This is a genomic window from Olleya namhaensis (assembly GCF_900114005.1).
Classification (GTDB): Bacteria; Bacteroidota; Bacteroidia; order Flavobacteriales; family Flavobacteriaceae; genus Olleya; species Olleya namhaensis.
Map to the genome: position 1 here is coordinate 126,722 of NZ_FORM01000008.1, position 22,726 is coordinate 149,447.

General features: G+C 32.9%; 25 protein-coding genes. 19 read left to right on the forward strand and 6 right to left on the reverse strand.

All coding sequences use genetic code 11. From position 1 onward, the window contains the following. Window positions 1-13: 13 nt before the first annotated feature. The gene (locus tag BMZ09_RS13245) at window positions 14-1,036 is read right to left on the reverse strand and encodes a LacI family DNA-binding transcriptional regulator (RefSeq protein ID WP_090841416.1); all 1,023 of its coding nucleotides are present in this window, start codon (window positions 1,034-1,036) and stop codon (window positions 14-16) included. Between the two features lie 118 nt (window positions 1,037-1,154). Between BMZ09_RS13245 and BMZ09_RS13250 the strand changes: the two genes are divergently transcribed. From BMZ09_RS13250 to BMZ09_RS13270, 5 genes are read left to right on the forward strand one after another with little or no spacing between them, the layout of a single operon-like run. Next, a complete protein-coding gene (locus BMZ09_RS13250; RefSeq protein ID WP_090841419.1) occupies window positions 1,155-3,821 on the forward strand; it encodes a TonB-dependent receptor domain-containing protein in 2,667 nt (888 codons plus the stop codon). Window positions 3,822-3,869: 48 nt separating this feature from the next. After that, complete coding sequence (locus tag BMZ09_RS13255) at window positions 3,870-5,180, forward strand: MGH1-like glycoside hydrolase domain-containing protein (protein ID WP_090841421.1); 1,311 nt, start codon at window positions 3,870-3,872, stop codon at window positions 5,178-5,180. A 22-nt stretch (window positions 5,181-5,202) separates the two neighbouring features. Then, entirely contained in the window at window positions 5,203-6,810 is a 1,608-nt protein-coding gene (locus BMZ09_RS13260; RefSeq protein WP_090841423.1) for a sodium:solute symporter family protein, read from the forward strand. A gap of 9 nt (window positions 6,811-6,819) precedes the next feature. After that, a complete protein-coding gene (locus tag BMZ09_RS13265; protein WP_090841425.1) occupies window positions 6,820-7,953 on the forward strand; it encodes a glycerate kinase in 1,134 nt (377 codons plus the stop codon). Window positions 7,954-7,955: 2 nt separating this feature from the next. Further along, window positions 7,956-8,933, forward strand: a complete 978-nt coding sequence (locus BMZ09_RS13270; protein ID WP_090841427.1) for a type I phosphomannose isomerase catalytic subunit — start codon at window positions 7,956-7,958, stop codon at window positions 8,931-8,933. 54 nt (window positions 8,934-8,987) lie between these two features. On the opposite strand, the gene BMZ09_RS13275 is transcribed toward BMZ09_RS13270, so the two are convergent. Together BMZ09_RS13275 and BMZ09_RS13280 are read right to left on the reverse strand one after the other, a co-directional pair. Continuing rightward, the gene (locus BMZ09_RS13275; RefSeq protein WP_090841430.1) at window positions 8,988-9,380 is read right to left on the reverse strand and encodes a rhodanese-like domain-containing protein; all 393 of its coding nucleotides are present in this window, start codon (window positions 9,378-9,380) and stop codon (window positions 8,988-8,990) included. A gap of 9 nt (window positions 9,381-9,389) precedes the next feature. Then, a complete protein-coding gene (locus tag BMZ09_RS13280; protein WP_090841433.1) occupies window positions 9,390-9,698 on the reverse strand; it encodes a rhodanese-like domain-containing protein in 309 nt (102 codons plus the stop codon). A gap of 368 nt (window positions 9,699-10,066) precedes the next feature. Here BMZ09_RS13280 and BMZ09_RS13285 point away from each other — a divergent pair, with 368 nt between their 5' ends. The 12 genes from BMZ09_RS13285 to BMZ09_RS13335 all read left to right on the forward strand — a co-directional run bounded on the left by BMZ09_RS13285 (window position 10,067) and on the right by BMZ09_RS13335 (window position 19,377). Continuing rightward, a complete protein-coding gene (locus tag BMZ09_RS13285; RefSeq protein WP_090841435.1) occupies window positions 10,067-11,461 on the forward strand; it encodes an anthranilate synthase component I family protein in 1,395 nt (464 codons plus the stop codon). Window positions 11,462-11,545: 84 nt separating this feature from the next. Then, the gene (locus BMZ09_RS13290; protein ID WP_090841437.1) at window positions 11,546-12,109 is read left to right on the forward strand and encodes an anthranilate synthase component II; all 564 of its coding nucleotides are present in this window, start codon (window positions 11,546-11,548) and stop codon (window positions 12,107-12,109) included. Window positions 12,110-12,189: 80 nt separating this feature from the next. Then, complete coding sequence (trpD, locus tag BMZ09_RS13295; RefSeq protein ID WP_090841439.1) at window positions 12,190-13,182, forward strand: anthranilate phosphoribosyltransferase; 993 nt, start codon at window positions 12,190-12,192, stop codon at window positions 13,180-13,182. Continuing rightward, complete coding sequence (trpC, locus tag BMZ09_RS13300) at window positions 13,182-13,967, forward strand: indole-3-glycerol phosphate synthase TrpC (protein WP_090841441.1); 786 nt, start codon at window positions 13,182-13,184, stop codon at window positions 13,965-13,967. Before trpD ends, trpC begins: the two co-directional genes overlap by 1 nt. Before the next feature lie 4 nt (window positions 13,968-13,971). Next, entirely contained in the window at window positions 13,972-14,607 is a 636-nt protein-coding gene (locus BMZ09_RS13305) for a phosphoribosylanthranilate isomerase (RefSeq protein ID WP_090841443.1), read from the forward strand. Next, the gene (trpB, locus tag BMZ09_RS13310; RefSeq protein WP_090841445.1) at window positions 14,597-15,778 is read left to right on the forward strand and encodes a tryptophan synthase subunit beta; all 1,182 of its coding nucleotides are present in this window, start codon (window positions 14,597-14,599) and stop codon (window positions 15,776-15,778) included. Before BMZ09_RS13305 ends, trpB begins: the two co-directional genes overlap by 11 nt. Window positions 15,779-16,234: 456 nt before the next feature. Continuing rightward, entirely contained in the window at window positions 16,235-16,999 is a 765-nt protein-coding gene (gene trpA, locus BMZ09_RS13315; protein WP_090841447.1) for a tryptophan synthase subunit alpha, read from the forward strand. A gap of 12 nt (window positions 17,000-17,011) precedes the next feature. Next, on the forward strand, window positions 17,012-17,473 hold the full coding sequence (locus BMZ09_RS13320) for a GNAT family N-acetyltransferase (RefSeq protein WP_090841449.1): 462 nt from the start codon (window positions 17,012-17,014) through the stop codon (window positions 17,471-17,473). 105 nt (window positions 17,474-17,578) lie between these two features. Further along, the gene (locus BMZ09_RS16200; protein WP_177183540.1) at window positions 17,579-17,728 is read left to right on the forward strand and encodes a hypothetical protein; all 150 of its coding nucleotides are present in this window, start codon (window positions 17,579-17,581) and stop codon (window positions 17,726-17,728) included. Between the two features lie 58 nt (window positions 17,729-17,786). Next, on the forward strand, window positions 17,787-18,011 hold the full coding sequence (locus BMZ09_RS13325; protein ID WP_090841451.1) for a hypothetical protein: 225 nt from the start codon (window positions 17,787-17,789) through the stop codon (window positions 18,009-18,011). Then, complete coding sequence (locus BMZ09_RS13330; protein WP_090841453.1) at window positions 18,004-18,456, forward strand: tRNA (cytidine(34)-2'-O)-methyltransferase; 453 nt, start codon at window positions 18,004-18,006, stop codon at window positions 18,454-18,456. Before BMZ09_RS13325 ends, BMZ09_RS13330 begins: the two co-directional genes overlap by 8 nt. 3 nt (window positions 18,457-18,459) lie before the next feature. After that, entirely contained in the window at window positions 18,460-19,377 is a 918-nt protein-coding gene (locus BMZ09_RS13335; RefSeq protein ID WP_090841456.1) for a YitT family protein, read from the forward strand. Window positions 19,378-19,379: 2 nt separating this feature from the next. Here BMZ09_RS13335 and BMZ09_RS13340 read toward each other — a convergent pair whose 3' ends face one another. The 3 genes from BMZ09_RS13340 to BMZ09_RS13350 are packed head-to-tail and all read right to left on the reverse strand — an operon-like array spanning window position 19,380 to window position 21,128. Next, complete coding sequence (locus tag BMZ09_RS13340; RefSeq protein ID WP_090841458.1) at window positions 19,380-19,604, reverse strand: VF530 family protein; 225 nt, start codon at window positions 19,602-19,604, stop codon at window positions 19,380-19,382. Then, window positions 19,604-19,819 (reverse strand): DUF6500 family protein, encoded by a 216-nt coding sequence (locus BMZ09_RS13345; protein WP_090841461.1) that lies wholly within the window; start codon window positions 19,817-19,819, stop codon window positions 19,604-19,606. The genes BMZ09_RS13340 and BMZ09_RS13345 overlap by 1 nt, the downstream gene beginning before the upstream one ends. Before the next feature lie 7 nt (window positions 19,820-19,826). After that, window positions 19,827-21,128 (reverse strand): DEAD/DEAH box helicase, encoded by a 1,302-nt coding sequence (locus BMZ09_RS13350; protein WP_090841464.1) that lies wholly within the window; start codon window positions 21,126-21,128, stop codon window positions 19,827-19,829. Between the two features lie 513 nt (window positions 21,129-21,641). Between BMZ09_RS13350 and BMZ09_RS13355 the strand changes: the two genes are divergently transcribed. Beyond that, complete coding sequence (locus tag BMZ09_RS13355) at window positions 21,642-22,115, forward strand: Crp/Fnr family transcriptional regulator (protein ID WP_090841466.1); 474 nt, start codon at window positions 21,642-21,644, stop codon at window positions 22,113-22,115. Window positions 22,116-22,197: 82 nt separating this feature from the next. Further along, window positions 22,198-22,608 carry a DoxX family protein gene (locus BMZ09_RS13360; RefSeq protein ID WP_090841468.1) on the forward strand — a complete coding sequence of 137 codons (411 nt, stop codon included), beginning with the start codon at window positions 22,198-22,200 and terminating at the stop codon, window positions 22,606-22,608. Window positions 22,609-22,726 lie beyond the last annotated feature (118 nt).

Below are 22,726 nucleotides of genomic sequence, written 5' to 3' on the forward strand. Positions count from 1 at the left end.
ATTTACAGCTTTTTTATGACTTAAAAGATGATTCTCGAATAACAATATTACTTTTAATCTCAACCATTTTACTAGTCAGATTGTCTTCCGGCGAATTTATTTCGTTAATTAAATATTTAACTGCTGTACGTCCAATTTTTTCACCTGGCTGATCTACTGTAGTTAATTTAGGTTGGATAATTGTTGAATTAACCGAATTACTAAATCCAACAACTGCTATTTCTTCTGGGATTTTGACATTAAACTTAATAAGTGTTTGAATAACTCCAATAGCCGCACCATCGGTTATAGCAAAAATGGCATCAGGTCTTATTTTAGAGCTTAGTAATATATTAGTCATCCGCTTACCTTCCAGCAAAGAAATATCTTCAACTGTAATAACCATTTTAGGATCAACCTCTAAATTATAATCTTTTAAAGCTTTTAAATATCCCGAATACCGTTTTTCCGAATTATAAGAATATTCACCTTCCTTAATTATCGCTATTCGTTTTTTACCAATATTTATTAAATGTTCAACAATATTATAAGCTGCCTCCTCATCATTAATAGTAATTTGTGTACACGGTATTTTATTAGAAACCTTATCAAACAACACAATAGGAATATTATTTAATGTTGCTAAAACATGCTCCACATCTCTAGTGCGCTTTGTTAAAGACGCTAAAATACCATCCACCCCAAATTGTATCATGGTATTAAACATTTCTTTTTGTTTTTCTACATCGTTATTAGACTCGGATATAATTACTCTGTATCCTTTACTTTCCGCCTCTTCCATTATACCTCTTACAATTGTTGTTGTAAAATAATGTGTAATATTAGGTACAATCACACCAATAATATTAGACCGATGCTTTCTAAACCCTTTTGCAAAGATATTAGGTACATAATTTAACTTTGCAGCAAGCTTCTGTACCTTATCTTTAGTATCATTGCTTATATCAGGGTGATCATTTAAAGCTCTAGAAACAGTTGATATAGATAAACTTAGCGTTTGAGCAAGTTTTTTAAGTGTTGTGACTTCTTTTTTCATTTAAAATAAAATTACAAACGTTACCGCAAACGTTTGCATGCAAATATGATACAATTTTATATACAAAACTGATTATTCTGTATTTATATTAGCAATATATTAACTAATTCTTAATAAAATGAAAAAACTATCAACCTCCTTATTAGCTTTAATATGTTGTTTTTCGATGTTTGCACAAACAGAGATTTCTGGAACTATAAAAGACAATACTGGATTACCCGTACCAAATGCTAACATTTTAATAACTAACTCAAACGTTGGAGCTTCTTCCGACTTTGATGGAAATTTCAACTTTACAGTATCTGACCTTACAGGTACTAGACAATTACAAGTATCTTATATTGGTTATTCTACGTTTACACAAGACGTAGATTTAAATGGAACTCCAATTACAATTAATATTGTTTTACAAGAAGGTAATAATCTAGACGAAATTGTTCTTACAGCATCCTCTACTTTTAGATCCCAAAAACAAGCGCCTTTATCAATAAGTAGTAAAGGTATTAAAGAAATTACAAGATTATCTGCCAATAGTCAAGCAGATATTTTAAGAGATGTACCTGGTATAACTGCCGAAGGTGGTGGTGGAGAAACCGCGACTAACCTTTTTGTTAGAGGACTACCTTCTGGAGGACAATATGTATTTAACCCTTTACAGTACGATGGTATGCCATTAATGAGCACGTTTGGACTAAACTCATCAGCGCACGATGTTTACGCCAGACCTGATATTGGATTTAAAGGTGTAGAATTTGTACGAGGTGGATCGGCTGTGCTATATGGCGCAGGATCTGTTGCAGGTATCATTAACTACACCAGTAAAACTGGAGATTCTAATGATGAGAATATTATAAATGTAGAATGGGGTAATGATGGTAGACTTAAAACAGATTTTTATACCGGTGGTAAACTTGGTGGAGAAGACTCTAATACCTATTATGCTTTTACAGGTTTTGTAAGAAAAGATGACGGGCCAATTGATACTAGTTTAGCAACAAGAGGAGCACAATTTAGAGCAAATATTAAACAAAAATTTGACAATGGATCTTTTACAATTCATGGTCAATATATAAATGATAGAGCACAATTTTACCTACCGTTACCACTAGATGGAAGTTCTCGAGAGAGACTAAATGGTAATGATGGTGAAGAAGTTAGTCAACTATTATCAGGAGAACTAGCAAACACCTCTTTTTTAACACCAGGTGGTGTATATGAAAGTCCAATTGAAGATGGTGTTTACACTAAAGGTGGTTATGTTTTAGCTGATTTTAATTACAATTTAAATGATAATCTAAAATTTAAATCTAAAGTTAAGTATGCTAATTACCAACACAATTTTGCACTATACGTTGGAGGAAGTGGTAATTATGGTAACCCAATTACAATTAACGATTATGTTGCTGCAATAGCACCAAACAATACAGACTTTAGCGCAACTTACCAAGGTGGCTCTGGAAACCAAATAAACGGGACTGACTTAGTAGTAGAAAACCTGCATGTAGATCGTTTAAGACCAATGACAGATTATTCTGGAGAAGCTAGTTTTATATTAAAATCTGATGATGGTATACACACTTATACTGCTGGTACTTTTTTAGCTAGAACTGAAGCAGAAGATGTAAACTACCAATACAGAGTCCTTTCTGAGTTTAACAACAATCCGCAGTTAGTAAACCTAAATTACACTAACGCTGGTGGTGACAATGTTATATACTCTCAAGGTGGCTTGTATAATAGAATAGGTATGACAGCTAATAATTTTTTAACGCAAAGCAGAACGGCTTTTTATATTACAGATGAAATGGTCTTTGACAAATGGCGTTTTGATGTTGGTTTACGTATAGAGTCGACTAACGGTACTTACCGAAGAGGTGGTATTGAAGAATCTCAGGTATATGAAAATGCAGAACTAACTAGTGATTTACAAAATGTAAGATTCGCAGATGGTACGTTTACAACCGGAGAAATTAAAGATACAGATTGGGCATTATCATTAGCCGGATTATACAAACTTACTGATGCCACTAACTTATACGCTAACTTTTCTAAAGGTTACTTTTTTCCACAACAACGTGGATTTGGACCAACACCAGGTATTAGAGATACAAACTATGAAGCTGAAACAATAATACAAGGAGAAATAGGCGCTAAATTTGGAACAGATAAATTTTCGGGATCTGTCGCAGCGTATTATGTAGGTTTAAGTGATCGTATACGTATTGATCAAGCTATTTCTGGTGGTCAATTAGTAGATCAAGCTAGAAGTGAACAATCAACAAAAACATTAGGTTTAGAGGCTACAGGTAGATATAAGTTTACAGATCATTTAAATCTTTCTGCAACTTTAACATACCAAAATCACGAAATAACAACAAATCAAACCGAAGATTTAATTAACGGTACAGTAAGTACTATTAACGAAGGAAATGAAATAGCTAGACAACCAAAAATTTTAGGAAACTTAGGCCTTAACTATGATAACAAAAAAATTGATGCTAGTTTTTCTGTAAACCATACAGGTAAAAAGTTTACTGACGATACTAATAATGTTGAGCTAGACGCTATAACAATTGCTAGATTAGGTGCTGGTTATACAATACAAACCAATGAGGACACTTCTTTACGTTTTGGACTGTCTGTCTTTAACTTATTTGATAGTTCTGGTATTACAGAAGGAAACCCAAGAGCAGGTATTGCTGGTCAGTCGTCAGATGGTGAGTTTTTTGTTGGACGTCCAATCCTACCTAGACGTCTGTTCTTAACAGCCACATTCAACTTTTAATTTATAATTATTTAATCAGTCTAACACCAAAAACAAGATTAATCTAATATGAAAGATTTACAACAAGACGCTATTACGGTTTTAAATAATAACTGGAAAGATAAATTTAGTATTCCGTGTGCCAAGTTATACCCTTTTCAATGGTTTTGGGACTCTGGATTAATAGCCATAGGTTTTGCTCATTTTGATATGCCTAAAGCTGAAAAAGAAATAGAAACTTTACTTGACGCACAATGGAGTAATGGTTTTATACCACATATTATTTTTCATACAGACTCTGATACTTATTTTCCTGGACCAGATTTTCATCGTTCAGACTTACATTCAGAATCTTCAAAAAAATATAAATCTACAGGTATGACACAACCACCTGTAACAGGATTTGTTTTAGAAGATTTATATCGAATTAGTAAGGATCGAGATGCAACCTTAAAATTTATAGAGACGGTAATTGATAAAGTGTATCAAAATCACGAATATTTTTACAACCAACGTGACCCACAAGATGAAGGTTTAGTTTACATATACCACAATTGGGAATCTGGGACAGACAACTCTCCTATTTGGGACGACATTTGGGACACCATGAATCCTCCAGAATATTCTTTTGAAAGAAGAGACACAACACATGTTGATGCATCAGAAAGACCCTCAAAAAGAGAATACGATCATTATTTACATATCATAGAAATTGCAAAACAAAACAATTATAATGATCAAAAAATAGCAGAACTTTCCCCTTTTTTAGTTCAAGACCCTCTATTTAATGCGGTTTTATTAAAATCTAATCAAAGTCTAATAGATCTCTATCGTATTATTGGAAATAAAAATAATAACGATAAGATACACCAACTTCAAAAATGGCAAGACAAAGGGACAAAATCCTTTAATAATAAACTCTATGATGAAGAACTAGGTGTTTATGTACATTATGATTTAAGAAACGAAAAACTATTAAGACATATATCATCTTCTTCATTTGCTCCACTTTTTGCTAACTTACCAAGTGAAGCTAGAGCAGAAAAAATGGTGGATATTATGATGGAAAAATTTGGTAATCCAGATCAATATCTATGTGCATCATTTGACCCGACTAGCGATAGATTTAATCCTAAAAAATATTGGAGAGGTCCTGTTTGGGTCAATTTAAATTGGATGTTATATTATGGCTTAAAACAATATGGTTTTTATGACATAGCTAAAAGAATAAAACAAGACACCATTGATATTATTGAAAACAATGGGTTTTATGAGTATTTTGATTCTAGAAAAGAAGAACACAAAAATGGTAAAGCAGGTTATGGAGGTCATAATTTTTCATGGAGTGCTGCATTATTTATAGATTTATTAAATGAGTAAATAACCCACTAGCTTTAACCACATGAATTATATAGACTACATTATTATAATATTATATTTAATCGGATTTTTAGGTATAGGTTACTTCTTTAAAGAAAACAAAAACTCTAAAGATTACTTTCTTGGAGGTCAGTCAATGGGATGGTTCCCACTAAGCTTATCAACTATGGCAACTCAACTTTCTGCCATTAGTTTTATATCTGCGCCTGCATTTGTTGGTCTAAAAGAAGGTGGAGGACTGCAATGGTTAACTTATGAATTTGGTGTACCATTAGCCATGGCTTTTTTATTAATTGCAATAATTCCGACCTTATATAATTCTGGTATTGTAAGTGTTTACGAATATTTAGAACGTCGTTTTGATGCCTCTTCACGGTTACTTATAAGTTTTGTTTTTCAAATTAGTCGTTCTGTAGCAACAGGTGTTATGGTATATACTATGGCACTTATTTTACAAGCTACCATTGGTATAGAGTTTTGGATTTCGATATTAATTATTGGTGTTATAACCATGGTATACTCCTTTCAAGGCGGAATGAAGGCTGTAATTTGGGGAGATGTCATACAAATGATTATTCTGTTTTTTGGAATCATTATTTGTCTGTTTTATGGTTTAAGCGAACTAGGTGGTTATGATAATTTTATAAACTTAGTTGATAAAGACAGATTAACAGCTGTAGATTTTTCTAAGTGGGGATTTAATAATGCCGATAAAAATGACGAATTTGGCTTTTGGCCAATGGTAATTGGTGGTTTCTTTTTATATGCTTCTTATTATGGGACAGATCAAACACAATCACAAAGACTGCTATCTGCCAAAGGATTACCTACCATTAAAAAATTACTACTAGCTAATGGATTGTTTAGATTTCCTATTACGTTAACCTATTGTATAATGGGATTAATTTTAGGAACATTATTACTTCAAGACCCCGGTTTCCAAGAGCTATTAGATACGGTTTACCAATCCAATATAACAAGTTTAGAAGGTAAAAAAGCGGACTTAATGGTACCTGTTTTTATTATTAAATATTTACCAAATGGTGTAATCGGGATTTTAATAGTCGCAATAATGTCCGCTGCGATGTCCTCTTTAAGTAGCACAGTAAATTCATTATCCGCAGTAACTTTAGAAGATTTTATTAAGCGATTTAAGCCTAATATGCCAGACAAAAAATACGTACAATACTCGCGTTTATTATCTGTATTCTGGGGATTAGTATGTTTGTTTTTTGCGTTTTTTGCTGGAAGCATAGAGGGAACCGTTATAGAGGTTATTAACAAAATAAGTTCTATTTTTTACGGTCCAATTTTAGCTGCTTTTATATTAGCTATACTTACTAAAAAAACACACGCTTTGGGTGCTAACATAGGTATTATTATAGGTGTATTATTTAATATGTACCTATGGTTATATGTACCTAGTATATTTTGGTTTTGGTGGAATGCAATTGGGTGCTTAGTTACTATTATTATAGCTTTAATTGTAAGCTATGTTATTAAAAAAGAAACTAAACCAGGGTTAGATATTGAAGTCTATAAAGCAGGTAAAAAGGAAGTCATTATATTATTATCATACTTTATTGTAATTGTGTTGTTTGCCATTTACATAGGTGATATCCTAAAATAAAATAGCTTTATGAAAATTGTAATTGCTCCAGACAAGTTTAAAAATTCGCTAACCAGTTTAGAGTTTTGTTCTATTGTTGAAACACAAATAAAAGCAGACTTACCTAACGCTACTGTTGTTAAATTACCATTAGCAGATGGAGGTGATGGCACAATTGATATAGTAAACTATTATTTAAAAGGAAAAACAATTAATGCCAAGGTTAGCAATCCTTTTTTTACAGCTGTAAATGCTAGTTATGTATATGCCATTAAAACTAAAACAGCCTTTATTGAAATGGCTGAAGCTTCCGGATTAAAACTACTAGAAAAAACACAATTTGATTGCAAAAACACTTCTACCTATGGTACCGGAGAGCTTATTTTGGATGCTATAAATAAAGGCGCAACTAAAATAATACTAGGCATTGGAGGAAGTGCCACTAACGACTGCGGAATAGGTATGGCCACAGCTTTAGGCTATAGATTTTTAGATAAAAACAATGACGCAGTACATCCTATCGGAGCCAATTTATCCGCAATAAAAGCAATAGATCTTTCAAAAGTAGAACCCAAAATATTTGAAGTAGACTTTAAAATTGCTTGCGATGTCACCAATCCTTTGTACGGAAAAAATGGGGCAGCCTATGTCTATGGTCCACAAAAAGGAGCTACACATAAAGATGTTTTGTTATTAAACAAAGGACTTAAAGATTTTTCAAAACTTATAAGTTTAATCTTTAATATAGACCCTCAGAGTATTCCTGGTTCGGGAGCAGCTGGAGGTATGGGTATTGCTTCAAAAATATTTTTAAAAGGACACTTACAAAGCGGGAATAAACTAATTAAACAACTCTCCAATTTTGAAACACAAATTATAGATGCAGATTGGATTATTACTGGAGAAGGCAAGTTAGACAGTCAAACGCTATCAGGCAAAACCATTCAAGGTATTTTAGATGTTTCATTAGTTAAAAACATTAAAGTAGCAGCTTTTTGTGGCACAATTGATATTGATAGTAATGTCTTGAATAAAATGGGAATTTCATATGTTTCAGAAATAATAAACGAAGCTAAAAATCTAGACGATGCTATGAAAAACGCACCAATTCACCTAAAAAAAATCACAAAAAACTTTGTTAATCATATTCAACAATTAGCATAAAAATGAAACTATATCCCTTAACTTTCACCCCAGTTTTTAGTTACCGTATTTGGGGAGGCGACAAACTAAAAACGGTATTAAACAAAAGTTACTCCCAAGAAAGCATAGGCGAATCTTGGGAGATTTCTGACATTAAAGACAGCGAAACAGTTGTAAATAATGGATACCTTAAAGGACAAAAATTAAAAGAAATAATCAATACGTTTAAAGGTGATTTTGTAGGACAGAAAGTGTATGATGCTTTTGGCAACGACTTTCCTTTGCTAATAAAATTTATTGATGCTAAAACACCTTTATCCATACAAGTACACCCTAACAACCAATTAGCAAAACAACGACATAATGCTTTTGGTAAAAACGAAATGTGGTATGTTATGCAAGCTGAAAAAAATGCTGAATTAATTTTAGGTTTTAACAAAAAAATAAATAAAGAGGAGTATCTAAACACCCTTGAAAATAACAAGCTGAAAGACATTTTAAATGTTGAAAAAGTCACTTCGGGCGACACATTTTACATACCCACAGGGCGTGTTCATGCTATTGGAGCAGGTGTTTTACTTGCCGAAATCCAACAAACCTCAAATATCACCTATCGTATTTATGATTATGATAGAGTTGACAAAAAAACGGGACAAAAAAGAGAGCTACACACCAATTTAGCTTTAGACGCAATAGATTACAATTGTTATGACAAGTACAAGACGGATTATAAACAGGTCCGTAATACACCTTGTAAATTAGTAAATTCAGAATATTTTAAAACAAACATAATTGAATTAGATACTGAACTAACTAGAGATCTAACAACTAAAGATTCGTTTACAATTTATATGTGTGTTGATGGCGAAGTAACTATAACCATTCCAAAAGACGCAGTAGAATACACATTAAAAATGGGGCAGACAATTATTATCCCTGCTTGCATAAGTACGGTTGTATTGCAAGCTAATTACACCAAATTAATTGAAGTCTATTTATAATATTATTAAACCAAAAAAAATCCCAACCTTTTCAGATTGGGATTTTTTTATTTGTTATTTTTTCTTGTAGGGCAGTCCTTCATGTTCCCATTTAGAGAAGCCGCCTTGCATATCATAAATCTTTTTAAAACCTAAATCTATCATCTTTTCTGCACACTTAGCGCTTCTTCCGCCTTTCTGACAGTATAACAATACCGGTTTTGCCTTATCCAATGTCTGAATATCTATATCAAACGTAGGTGACATAAAATCTATATTTTGCGCTAACGCAATGTAACCTGACTTGTATTCTTTAGACGTTCTTACATCTACTAATTGCACATTATCTAATTGTAATAATGTTTGCATCTCTTCTGGAGACACCACTTTTATCTCACCCTCTACTTGCTCTGTACAGCTAAACACTAACAAAACTAAAAAGCTTAAAATTATCGATACTTTTTTCATAAATAAATATTATTCCACTTCACCATTCCACTCATTAAACCCTCCTATAAGGTTGTATGCATTTTCAAAGCCTAGTTGATTCATAACCGCACAAGCTTGAGCACTACGTCCTCCTGATCTACAATACACATAATAATTCTTTGACTTATCTAGTTTTTGTACATCATCCACAAAACCTTGTCCTTTATATATATCAATATGTAATGTGTTTGGTATTTTACCATCTGCAACCTCTCCTTCCGTTCTAACATCTAGGATTACTGCATTGTCATCTTTTTCTAATTGGGCTACCCAGTCTGATTGTAATAAATCTGCCATTTTCTTGTACTCTTAATTTTCTACAAAATTAACGTTTCTTTAGTATATAGACGTGAAAAAATCCGAAATGTTACATTTTCACTCCTTAATTGCATAATTTGAAGCTAAAAAATTTGAAAAACTAAAATTTGATTTATATCTTTGAACTTTACAATAATTATGAATACAATATTAAATCATACTTGGTGGTGGAACTCTCGAAACTCAAACTTCGTGAACTAACCTATACGTATTATTTAAATAACTATACAAAAAGGCTTGTCATTCACGACAAGCCTTTTTTTTATTTTCTGAATTAGCTTCAGAAACAAACAACAAATTAATACTATCTCTTAAGTAAGAGGTACTGAAATAAATTCAACCAAAAAATGAAAACATTCAGTTTATACACACATTATAAAAAAATACTAGCAGACACTATTACTCCGGTAAGTATCTACTTAAAAATTAGAGATAAATATCCTAATAGTATTTTGTTAGAAAGTAGTGATTATCATGCCAACGACAATAGTTTTTCTTATATCTGTTTTAACCCAATTGCCTCTATTAAAGTAGATGATACGGCAATTACACAGACATTTCCTGATGGTAGTGAAATGAAAAACAAGGTGCGTAACGTAACCGAAATGATTCATAAATTCACCAAACGTTTTAAAGTTAAATCTGACGAAGATTTTAAATTTATAAACAATGGTATTTTTGGTTATACGGCTTATGATGCTGTAAAACATTTTGAAGATGTCCAGATTTCTAAAAAACCAAATTCGTTAGAAATACCTGATGTCTATTACGCAGTGTATCAAAATATAATTGCCATAAACCATTTTAAAAACGAAGCCTATATTTTTGCGCACTGTTTTGAAACAGAAAATAATATAGACGAAGTGCTACAACTAATTAGCTCTAAAAACTTTGCCTCTTATAAGTTTGAAACAAATTCTGAAATAGAATCTAATCTAACCGATGACGAATATAAAGCACAAGTAGAATTAGCAAAACAACACTGTGCAAGAGGTGATGTGTTTCAATTAGTATTATCTAAAAAATTCTCTCAAGCTTTTAAAGGAGACGAGTTTAATGTGTATCGTGCCCTACGTAGTGTCAACCCGTCGCCATACCTTTTCTATTTTGATTACGGCGATTTTAAAATATTTGGAAGTTCTCCAGAAGCACAATTAGTGGTTAATAACGGTCAAGCCGAAATCCACCCAATAGCAGGAACATTTAAAAGAACAGGAAACGACGAAGAAGATCAAATACTAGCAAAAAAACTAGCACAGGATGCTAAAGAAAATGCGGAACATGTAATGTTAGTAGACTTAGCAAGAAATGATCTAAGTAGACATGGTAGCGAAGTAAAAGTTGTGACTTATAGAGAAGCCCAATTTTTCTCACATGTAATTCACTTAGTTAGTAAAGTTACAGGAAAGGTACATAAAGATACACCGACTATGCAAGTGGTTGCAGACACGTTTCCTGCAGGAACATTAAGTGGTGCTCCAAAACACAAAGCCATGCAGCTAATAGAAAAATACGAAAAAACAAGTCGTGGTTTTTATGGTGGCGCTATTGGTTTTATGGATTTTGATGGTAATTATAACCATGCCATTATGATCAGGACGTTTATGAGTAAAAATCATAAATTACATTGGCAAGCAGGTGCAGGATTGGTTTCAAAATCAAATCCAGAAAGCGAGCTGCAAGAAGTGTATAACAAACTTGGTGCTTTAACAACTGCCATTCAATTAGCAGAAGATATTTAATATCTAAACTAGCACATTGAATCATAAAAAAGGAATTGCAAATAAATAGTTTTCGCTTTAAGCGGAAATTAAAAAAGTATAAAAATGAAAGTACTAGTAATAGATAACTACGATAGTTTTACCTACAATTTAGTTCACTATCTTGAGGACTTAAATTGCGAAGTAACAGTAAAAAGAAACGATAAATTAACTTTAGAGGAAGTTGATGCTTTTGATAAAATAGTGCTATCTCCAGGTCCAGGAATACCGGATGAGGCAGGTCTTTTAAAAGCAATAATAAAAACTTACGCACCTACAAAAAGTATTTTAGGCGTTTGTTTAGGGCAACAAGCTATTGGAGAAGTGTTTGGAGGATCTTTAATTAACTTAGAAGACGTATACCATGGAGTTGCTACAAATGTAGAGATTGTTGTGGATGATGAAGTCTTATTTAAAGGTATGGATAAAACTATCGAGGTAGGACGTTACCATTCATGGGTTGTTAACCCTGACTTACCAGAAGTTTTGGAAGCGACGTCTTTTGATAAAAACGGACAAGTTATGTCGTTAAGACATCGTGTTTATGATGTTAGAGGCGTACAATACCACCCAGAAAGTGTATTAACACCAAATGGAAAACAAATTTTAGAAAATTGGATCAATAGCTGATTATAATCGGACACAATACTTAAAATAGCTATTAAAACATTAAAAAAGATCTCTTTAAAAACGAAGAGTAAATCATAGAAATGAAACAAATACTAAATAGATTAATAAATCAAGAAAGCATCTCTACAGAAGAGGCAAAACGCGTATTGGTTAATATATCATTAGGTCAATATAATCAAAGTCAAATTGCTTCTTTCCTAACCGTTTACATGATGCGTAGTATAACACTGGAAGAGCTCCAAGGCTTTCGTGATGCGCTATTAGAGTTATGTATCCCGGTAAACCTTTCGGATTTTGACCCTATCGATTTATGCGGAACTGGAGGAGACGGAAAAGACACATTTAACATCTCTACCTTAGCCTCTTTTATTACTGCAGGAGCCGGAGTAAATGTTGCTAAACATGGTAATTACGGAGTATCATCAGCTTCAGGATCTTCAAATGTAATGGAAGCTTTAGGCATTCATTTTTCTGATAAATCTGATTTCTTAAAATACTCTATTGAAAAAGCCGGCATCTGTGTGCTACACGCACCTTTGTTTCACCCAGCCATGAAAAACGTGGCACCAATACGTAAAGCATTAGGTGTTAAAACCTTTTTTAATATGCTTGGGCCAATGGTAAATCCTGCATTTCCAAAAAATCAAATGGTTGGTGTTTTTAATTTAGAGCTACAACGTATCTATGGTTACTTATATCAAAACACAGATAAAAACTATAGTATCGTACACGCTTTAGATGGTTATGACGAAATATCTTTAACAGGAAATACAAAAATTATTTCTAACGCTTCGGAGACTATGTTAAGTCCATCAGATTTAGGATTAGAACAACTAGAACAATCAGACTTATTTGGAGGAGACACAGTTAAAGAAGCTGCTAAAATTTTCAAAAATATTATTAATGGAAAAGGTACAGATGCACAAAACAACGTGGTTTGTGCTAATGCAGGTTTAGCAATTGCAACAGCCAAACAAATTTCACATTTAGAAGGTTTTGAACTTGCTAAAGAAAGTTTAGAAAGTGGACGTGCAAAAATAAGTTTAGAAAAATTAATAGAATTAAGTAAGTAATGGATATTCTAACTAAAATAGTTAACGACAAACGTATTGAAGTTAACTTACGCAAGCAGCTAATACCAATCAAACAATTAGAACACTCTATTTTGTTTGAACGCGAGACTGTTTCACTTGCAAAAAAATTAAAAGAAAGCAACACAGGTATCATTGCAGAGCATAAAAGACGTTCGCCTTCAAAGCAAGTCATCAATCACGATTTAAATGTTTTTGATGTTGCTAAAGGTTATGAAGATGCTGGAGTTTGCGGAATGTCAGTTTTAACCGATGGGAAATATTTTGGAGGAAGTTTAGACGATTTACTAACTGCAAGAGCAAGTTGTAATTTACCTTTATTAAGAAAAGAATTTATAATAGATCCGTACCAAATTATTGAAGCTAAAGCTTATGGTGCAGATGTTATTTTATTAATTGCAGCAATCTTAACCAGAGAAGAAATTAAAACCTATTCAGAATTAGCTAAAAGTTTAAATCTTGATGTGCTTTTAGAAGTGCATAACCAAGACGAATTACATAAATCTATTATGCCAAGCTTAGATATGCTAGGTGTTAACAACCGTAATTTAAAAACCTTTGATGTTAGTTTAGATACAAGCAAACAATTAAGTGATTTAATCCCTGACGATTTTGTAAAAGTATCGGAAAGCGGAATAAGCAATATCGAAGCCATAAAAACACTACAACCCTTTGGTTATAAAGGATTTTTAATTGGCGAAAATTTCATGAAAACTGACAATGCTGGCTTAAGTGCCAAACAATTTATCAAAACATTAAACAACTAAGACTATGAAACTAAAAGTATGCGGAATGAAAAACGAAAACAACATCCTAGATGTTGCTGATCTTAATCCAAATTATATGGGTTTCATTTTTTACGAAAAATCATCGCGTTATTTTAACGGAGTCATTCCAGAATTACCAGAAAGCATCAAAAAAATTGGTGTTTTTGTAAATGCAACGTTTGAGTATATAAAAGGAAAAGTAGATAAGCATGACTTACAAGGTGTGCAATTACACGGTCAAGAAACACCAGAATTGTGTCAACGTTTAAAAGATTTAGACATTGCTGTAATCAAAGTGTTTTCTATAAAAAACCAATTTGACTTCTCTGTTTTAGAACCTTATGAGGATGTTTGTGACAATTATTTATTTGACACAAAAGGAAAAGAACCCGGAGGAAATGGTTACACCTTTAATTGGAATGTTTTAAAAAGCTACCCCTCTTCAAAACCTTACTTTTTAAGTGGCGGTATTGGATTAAACGAAGTAGATGCCATTCTTCTATTTTTAAAGAGGCCGGAATCTTACCTATGCTTTGGATTTGATTTAAATAGCAAATTCGAAACTGCAGCAGGATTAAAAGACACGACAAAACTTAACGATTTTAAACAAAAATTGATAGCACACAATTATGAGTTTTAATATTAACGACAAAGGATATTACGGAGATTTTGGAGGTGCATACATCCCAGAAATGCTATATCCAAACGTAGAAGAATTACGTCAAAACTATTTAAAAATAATGGCAGAACCGTCTTTTAAAGCGGAATTTGACTACTTATTAAAAGATTATGTTGGACGCCCTTCTCCACTCTATTTTGCAAAACGCTTAAGCGAAAAATATAATACTAAAATCTACCTTAAACGCGAAGATTTAAACCATACAGGAGCACACAAAGTAAACAATACCATCGGTCAGATTTTAATGGCACAGCGTTTAGGTAAAACACGTATTATAGCCGAAACTGGCGCTGGACAACATGGTGTTGCCACAGCAACTGTTTGTGCTTTAATGGGCATGGAATGTATTGTTTACATGGGCGAAATTGATATTGCACGCCAAGCACCAAACGTGGCAAGAATGAAAATGTTAGGCGCAGAAGTACGACCAGCATTATCAGGAAGTCGCACCTTAAAAGATGCCACTAACGAGGCCATTAGAGATTGGATTAATAACCCAGTAGACACACATTACATTATTGGTAGTGTTGTTGGACCGCACCCTTATCCAGATATGGTAGCACGTTTTCAATCTGTAGTCTCTGAAGAAATTAAATGGCAATTAAAAGACAAAGAAGGTCGCGAAAAACCAGACTATGTCATTGCTTGTGTAGGTGGTGGTAGTAATGCAGCAGGTGCTTTTTACCATTATTTAGATGACACAGACGTTAAATTAGTAGCAGTAGAAGCTGCCGGAAAAGGGATTTATTCTGGAGAGAGTGCAGCAACGTCGGTATTAGGAAAAGAAGGCATTATTCACGGAAGTAAAACCCTATTAATGCAAACGCAGGATGGACAGATTACAGAGCCTTATTCGATTTCAGCAGGATTAGATTATCCAGGTGTTGGGCCAATGCACGCTAACTTGTATACCACTGGTCGTGCCGAGTTTATATCAATTACCGATGATCAAGCCATGAAAGCTGGATTAGAATTAAGTCAGTTAGAAGGGATTATTCCAGCAATCGAGAGTTCGCATGCATTTGCCATTTTCGAAAACAAAAAATTTAATCCAGAAGACATCGTCGTAATTAATTTATCAGGACGTGGTGATAAAGATTTACAAAATTATATCGACTATTTTAAACTGTAATATTTGGTCGTTACCACTAGGGTTAGGCTTTCAAGGCTCGCGCTCTGCGAGGCGCTCAAACAAACCTTTTCAAACCTTTAGGTTCACGAAATCAATATTTTAAAATATTAATCTGTGAGTAATCCTCAACGCGGGAGAGCTATATAGTTAATAATTAGCAAAATAATGAGAATCTAAGACAAGTTAAGTATCAAAAATTAAACAAAGCTAGCAATAGAAAAAGTCCCTAATCAATTCGCAGAATTGAACGCCAAGGCGAAGAATAAATAAAGAAAAGCTCCGAAAACAGGAGAACATAGTTCGACGCGGAGTTTTCGTATTGGTTTCAGTTTGTAAAACTGAAAATTCCTTGGCTTGGATGTCTTTTTTTGGTTCGTTTTTTGGACAAGCAAAAAATGAATATAGATAAATTTAAAAAACTGCATTAGTGCAAACAAAAAATAAATTCATTTAAAAATGAACAGAATAAATCAAAAACTAAAAGAAGATAAAAAGCTGTTAAGCATATACTTCTCTGCAGGTTACCCAACACTAAACGATACCGTTTCAATAATTCAAAACCTTGAACAAAACGGAGTTGATATGATTGAAATTGGACTTCCATTTAGTGATCCTTTAGCAGATGGGCCAACCATACAAGCTAGTTCTACGCAAGCTTTAAAAAACGGAATGACTACAGACACGTTATTCACCCAACTAAAAGACATTAGAAAAACAGTATCAATACCATTAATAATCATGGGTTATTTTAACCCAATGCTACAATATGGGGTTGAAGCATTTTGCAAAAAATGCCAAGAGACCGGTATTGACGGATTAATAATTCCTGATTTACCAGTAGATGTTTACAATGACCAATACAAAGCAACATTTGAAAAGTACGGTTTAATAAATGTCTTTTTAATTACACCACAGACTAGTGTGGAACGCATCAACTTTATAGACTCTATTTCAAACGGATTTATTTACATGGTAAGTAGCGCTAGCGTAACAGGTGGTAATTCTGGTTTTGGAACAACACAAACAGATTACTTTAAGCGTATTGCAGATATGAAGTTAAACAACCCTCAAATTGTAGGTTTCGGTATTTCTGATAACAAAACGTTTACTCAAGCAACACAATATGCAAAAGGAGCCATTATTGGAAGTGCATTTATAAAACACTTAACCACTAACGGTAACGCCAAAATAAAAGAATTTACGGATACTATATTAAATTAAAAAGTAACACCTATGGCAACGATTACGTTTAGAGAAGCAACATTGGAGGACAAACCAGTGTTATTACAATTTGAACAACAACTTATTGCCTACGAGCGTCCTTTTGACAGTATTTTAAAAGCCGATTGTACGTATTATGACCTTGACTTTTTAATACAATCAAAAGACGCTAAATTAATCGTTGCTACAGTTAACAGTATGCCTATCGCTTCAGGCTATGCCAAAATTGTAAAAGCAAAGCCCTATCACAAAATTACAGAATACACCTATATGGGTTTTATGTATGTCGATCCAAAATTTAGAGGTCAAGGTGTAATTCAAAATATAATTGAACACTTAAAACAATGGTCAATTAGTATCGGTATTTTTGAAACTAGATTAGAAGTATATAGCAATAATACCTCAGCGATTAAAGCCTATGAAAAAAAAGGGTTTAAAAATAGGATGATCGAAATGAAAATGGACCTTAAATAATCCTTTAAGAGAGTTTAACAGTTAGTGATATTAGTTTAACTATCCCTTGTGACACAGTAGCATATGTAAATACTATCTTTATTAAGAACCAAAAAATTATAAATTATGGGAATGATAAAAGATAGAAAGAAATTTAAAACAACGGTTAGACAAACCAATCCAACTAACCCTACAGGAAACACAAAAAGGGAGACTAACGATTTTGATATTGATAGTGCGACCATTAAAAAACAGCAAAATAAAACCAATAGCTAAACCGATTTAGCTTAGTTATTAAATGCCTATTCAGTATATTTGAATAGGCATTTTTTATATGAAACTACTTAACGACTTCCGACTAATTGCATTACTATGTTTAACCTTAGGCCTAGCTCCTTTTTTTCCAGAACCTCATCTTTGGGGTAAATTAAAATGGATTGCAGGAGGCGCAACAGGTATGCAACCTAAAGATTGGTTTGATGTGTTACTGCATGGGTTTCCTTGGGTGCTTTTAATTAGAGTAATAATTGTAAAATTAACATCAAAAAACAATGCTTAATATCGTTTTAATAGAACCAGAAATCCCTAACAACACTGGAAACATTGGTAGACTAGCACTAGCTTCTGGCAGTACGTTACACTTGGTTAAACCCTTTGGATTTGAACTAAGTGACAAACGTTTAAAACGTGCGGGATTAGACTATTGGAAACATTTAAATGTTGTTATGTACGACTCAGTAGATGACTTTTTTGAAATAAACAAAGACGCTGATTTTGCGTTCTTTTCTAGTCACGGAACTAAATCCCATTGGGACATCCCGTTTAAAGACAACCAGTTTTTAGTTTTCGGTAAAGAATCCGCTGGACTTGGAAGCGCTATAATAGAAAAGCATAAAGATTCACTTTATAAAATCCCTTTGTATAGTGAGCATATAAGAAGTTTAAACCTGGCAAACGCTGTTGGGATTATTGTTTATGAAGGCTTAAGAAAACTACAGCTATAAGCTATGGATTCAAGAAAACGAAAAATAACAAAATCACTTTCAGAATACGCACAAATTGCACTCGGAATTGTATTAGCAAGTATTGGATTAAAAGCCTTTTTACTTCCTAATGGATTCTTAGATGGTGGTGTTACCGGAATTGCATTATTAATAAACAGATTAGTACATATCAATATTTCCTTATTACTAGTACTGTTTAGTATTCCGTTTTTAATTATTGGTTATTTTACGGTCTCTAAAAGGATTATTCTAAAGTCAGTCATTAGCATTTTAGGACTTGCACTATTTATTCACTTTGAAAATTTTGAAATCATAACAGAAGACAAGTTTCTAATCTCCATATTTGGTGGATTATTCTTAGGATCTGGTATTGGAATTGCGATTAGAAATGGGTGTGTTTTAGATGGATCAGAAATTTTGGGTGTCTTTATAAATGACCGTTTTGGAATAAGTATTGGTAAAGTAATTTTACTATTTAATGTGATCTTATTTACTATTACCGCTTTTGTAATTTCAAAAGAAATAGCCATGTACTCTATACTAACTTATATTGTAACTGCTAAAGTTACAGATATGGTTATTGAAGGGTTTGAAGATTTTATAGGGGTGTCCATTGTGTCTAAAGATTTTGACAAAATAAAAGTCGAAATTATTAAAGAACTTGGTACAGGAATGACCATTTACAAAGGAAAAAGAGGCTTTATTAACCAAGGCGAAACGGAAGATATAGATATCATACACACTATTATAAACCGTATTGATATAAAAAAAATGTATCGTATTATATCCAATATAGATGAAGATGCCTTTATTGTAGAGTTTGACGTAAACAATGTCAAAGGAGGTGTATTAAGACGATATTTAGACAGAAAAAAAGGCGTAAACTCAGCTAAATTCTTATCAGAAACACCAATGCAATAAGCTTACTTATTATTCTTTAAATACTTTAAATACATGTTTTCTACCTTAGTTCTAGCCCAAGGTGTACGACGTAAAAATTTTAAACTAGATTTAATTGAAGGGTTGTCTGTAAAACATTTAATTTTTATAACATGACCCATGTATTCCCAACCATAATGCGATTCTAAATCCGTTATGATCTGTTCTAGTTTTATACCGTGTAAAGGATTGTTTTTTTGTGTTTCCACTAGATGTTTTCTATTAAGCTTTTAATTTTAACTGCTTTCTCAAAATGATCCAATTTATTAGTTTGTATCCACCACGTGGCAGCTTCCATTAACAACTCAGGATCATCATTTTTATTTTTAAAAAAAGCATAAAAAGAGACTCCAACGGAGTCTCCTTTTTGCGCAATTTTCTTATTGCAAACTTCTATTATTTTATCTTTTAAAGCAAGTGTCATAAACAAATTAGCGTCTACTATCGCTATTTCTACTTTTAGATTTAGTTCTATTACGACCTCCAGAGTTTGAAGACGCGTTACCACCTCTTGACTTACTCTTATCACCTTTTGGCTTACTGCTTTTAGGCTGTTGTCTTCGGTTTTGACCAGGTTTAATTGGCGCAGTAGATGCATTTGGGTCAGGTTCAAACCCTTCCATAATCTCTACTGGTAATTTCATACCAATTAACTTTTGAATATCTCTTAAAAAAGTCGTTTCGTCAGCACTTACTAAACTTATCGCTTCCCCATTAGCTCCTGCACGACCAGTACGACCGATACGGTGTACATAATCTTCAGAAATATTAGGAATTTCAAAGTTAATAACGTGTGGTAATAAAGGTATGTCTAAACCACGTGCAGCAATATCAGTAGCTACTAACACACTAATACTTCCACTTTTAAAACCAGCTAAGGCTTTAGTACGTGCCCCTTGACTTTTATTACCATGGATTGCAGCAGCTTTAATACCTGCTTTAATCATTTTTTCTACTAACTTATTTGCACCATGCTTAGTTCTGTTAAAAACTAACACTTGTTTCCAATTACCATCAGTAATTAACTTGATAATTAGATCTGTTTTTTTAGCTTTAGCAACACGATACACTTTTTGTGTAATGGCATCAACAGTTGTATTTTCTGGAGTAGCTTCTACTTGTACCGGACGATTTAAAATTCCGTTAGCTAATTTTCTAATGTCTTTAGAAAAAGTTGCAGAGAACATTAAGTTTTGACGTTTGTCTGGCATTAACTTCATTACACGTTCTATATCGCGTAAAAACCCCATATCTAACATACGGTCAGCTTCATCTAAAACAAAAATCTCAACACGTTTTAAAGATAATAAGCCTTGGCTTTCTAAATCTATTAAACGTCCTGGAGTTGCTACCAACACATCAATACCTTGACGAATTGTTGCTGCTTGAGGTTTTTGATTAACACCTCCAAAAATCACAGCACTACGTAAGTTTAAAAACTCACTATACTCTTTTACATTGGCATATACCTGTGCTGCTAACTCACGTGTTGGAGTTAATATTAGCGCACGTATAGGTCTGTACTTTTCTTTCGGGTTTTCCGATAAAATATGTAATAATGGTAATGTAAAACCTGCTGTTTTACCTGTTCCAGTTTGCGCCGAAGCCAACACATCGTGTCCCGCTAATACTGGCGGAATGGCTTTTTGTTGAATTGGACTTGGTGTTGTGTATCCTTTTTTACTAATTGCTTTTAGTAAGGCTTCAGATAGGCCTAAAGATTGAAATGACATAAATACTGTTTATCGAGATAATCACTATTTAGTTAGGTTATCTCTTTTAATTTGATGCAAAGGTACTGTTAAATTATGGTTTTAATATTTTAATTGGGTTTTGTTTAAGGTTTAGGTATTTCAATTTGTCAGAAAAATACGCTAAATTCGTGTGAGCTTGAATAAGATTCTATAAACCAACAACATATTCGCAATCCAATATGTTAAACATTTACAACAACACTAATCAATAATAAAGTAATCCCTACTGTTGTCTTTTATGACACTATTTTTACCATAATGAGGATTGACTTAATATTTTTACTATTAATTAATTTATATTTGAGAAGCGGTTGCTATAAAAAACACGTGGTTATACGTACTGAAAATAGGACTTATATACTATAGTTTAGCAATACTAAACTTCGGACTAAACCGACTTATATCACGCCATGTTTTCGGGATATCACGAACTTTAGTCGGCATAATACTAGTTGTAAGTAATTATGAGAAACATTACGTTAATATTGATAATTGAAAAAAATAAACGTAAATAAAGGAGAAATCTTACAGCGAAAAGGAGATATAAGCTCTAAAATATATATTGTTGAAAGTGGTTTGTTACGGAGCTATACGATTGATGAAAAAGGGAAAGAACATATTTATTTGTTTGGTCCTGAAAACTGGTTAGTTGCTGACAATTGTGAATCCAATACACCTTGTCAATTATTTATAGATGCAATTGAAGATACCATTATAAATGTCGCTACAAAAGAAGAATTATTAAAAGAAGGCCCAGACCTAACTGCCTTGCTAAGGCGTTTAGATACTATGCAAAATAGAATTATAATGCTAATGAGTTCAAATGCAAAAGAAAGGTATCTTCATTTTATTAAAACTTATCCGAACATAATTCAAAGAGTTCCACTAAAAATGGTGGCCTCTTATTTAGGAATTACACCAGAAGCTTTAAGTCGAGTTCGAAATGAACTTTCTCAAAAAAAATAATCTAATGTCATTTCTTGATTTACATCAATGCATAGCCCTTCTAAAGCTCTGACTTTTGTACTATAAATAAAAAGAAGATAAAATGACAAATCAGAAAAACAACAAAGCAATCAATATAATTTTATGGATTGCACAAGGATTATTAGCTGTAATGTTTATAATGGCAGGTATTATGAAAACGACTCAACCAGTTGAAGCATTAGCAGAATCACTGCCATGGGTAACATCTACACCAGTAGAATTGGTAAGATTTATTGGTATTAGTGAATTGTTAGGAGGATTAGGCTTATTAATTCCATCTATTTTCCGATTCAAACCTTTTTTAACTGTTTGGGCAGCTTTAGGTCTTGCATTAATAATGGTTTTAGCAGCAGTATTTCATGCATCACGAGGCGAGTTCCCAAATATAGGAATGAATGTTATTCTAATTGGCATTGCGCTTTTTATTGCCTGGGGAAGAAGTAAAAAAGCACCTATACTTCCTAAAAGTTAGTGGTAAATTAATAGCGGAATAAAAACGGTACACCACTGTACATAAAAAATAGCAGTTAAGAGCTAAACTTATAGTTTGGTTTTTTCTGCTATTTTTGTTTTATATCACAAATTAGTAC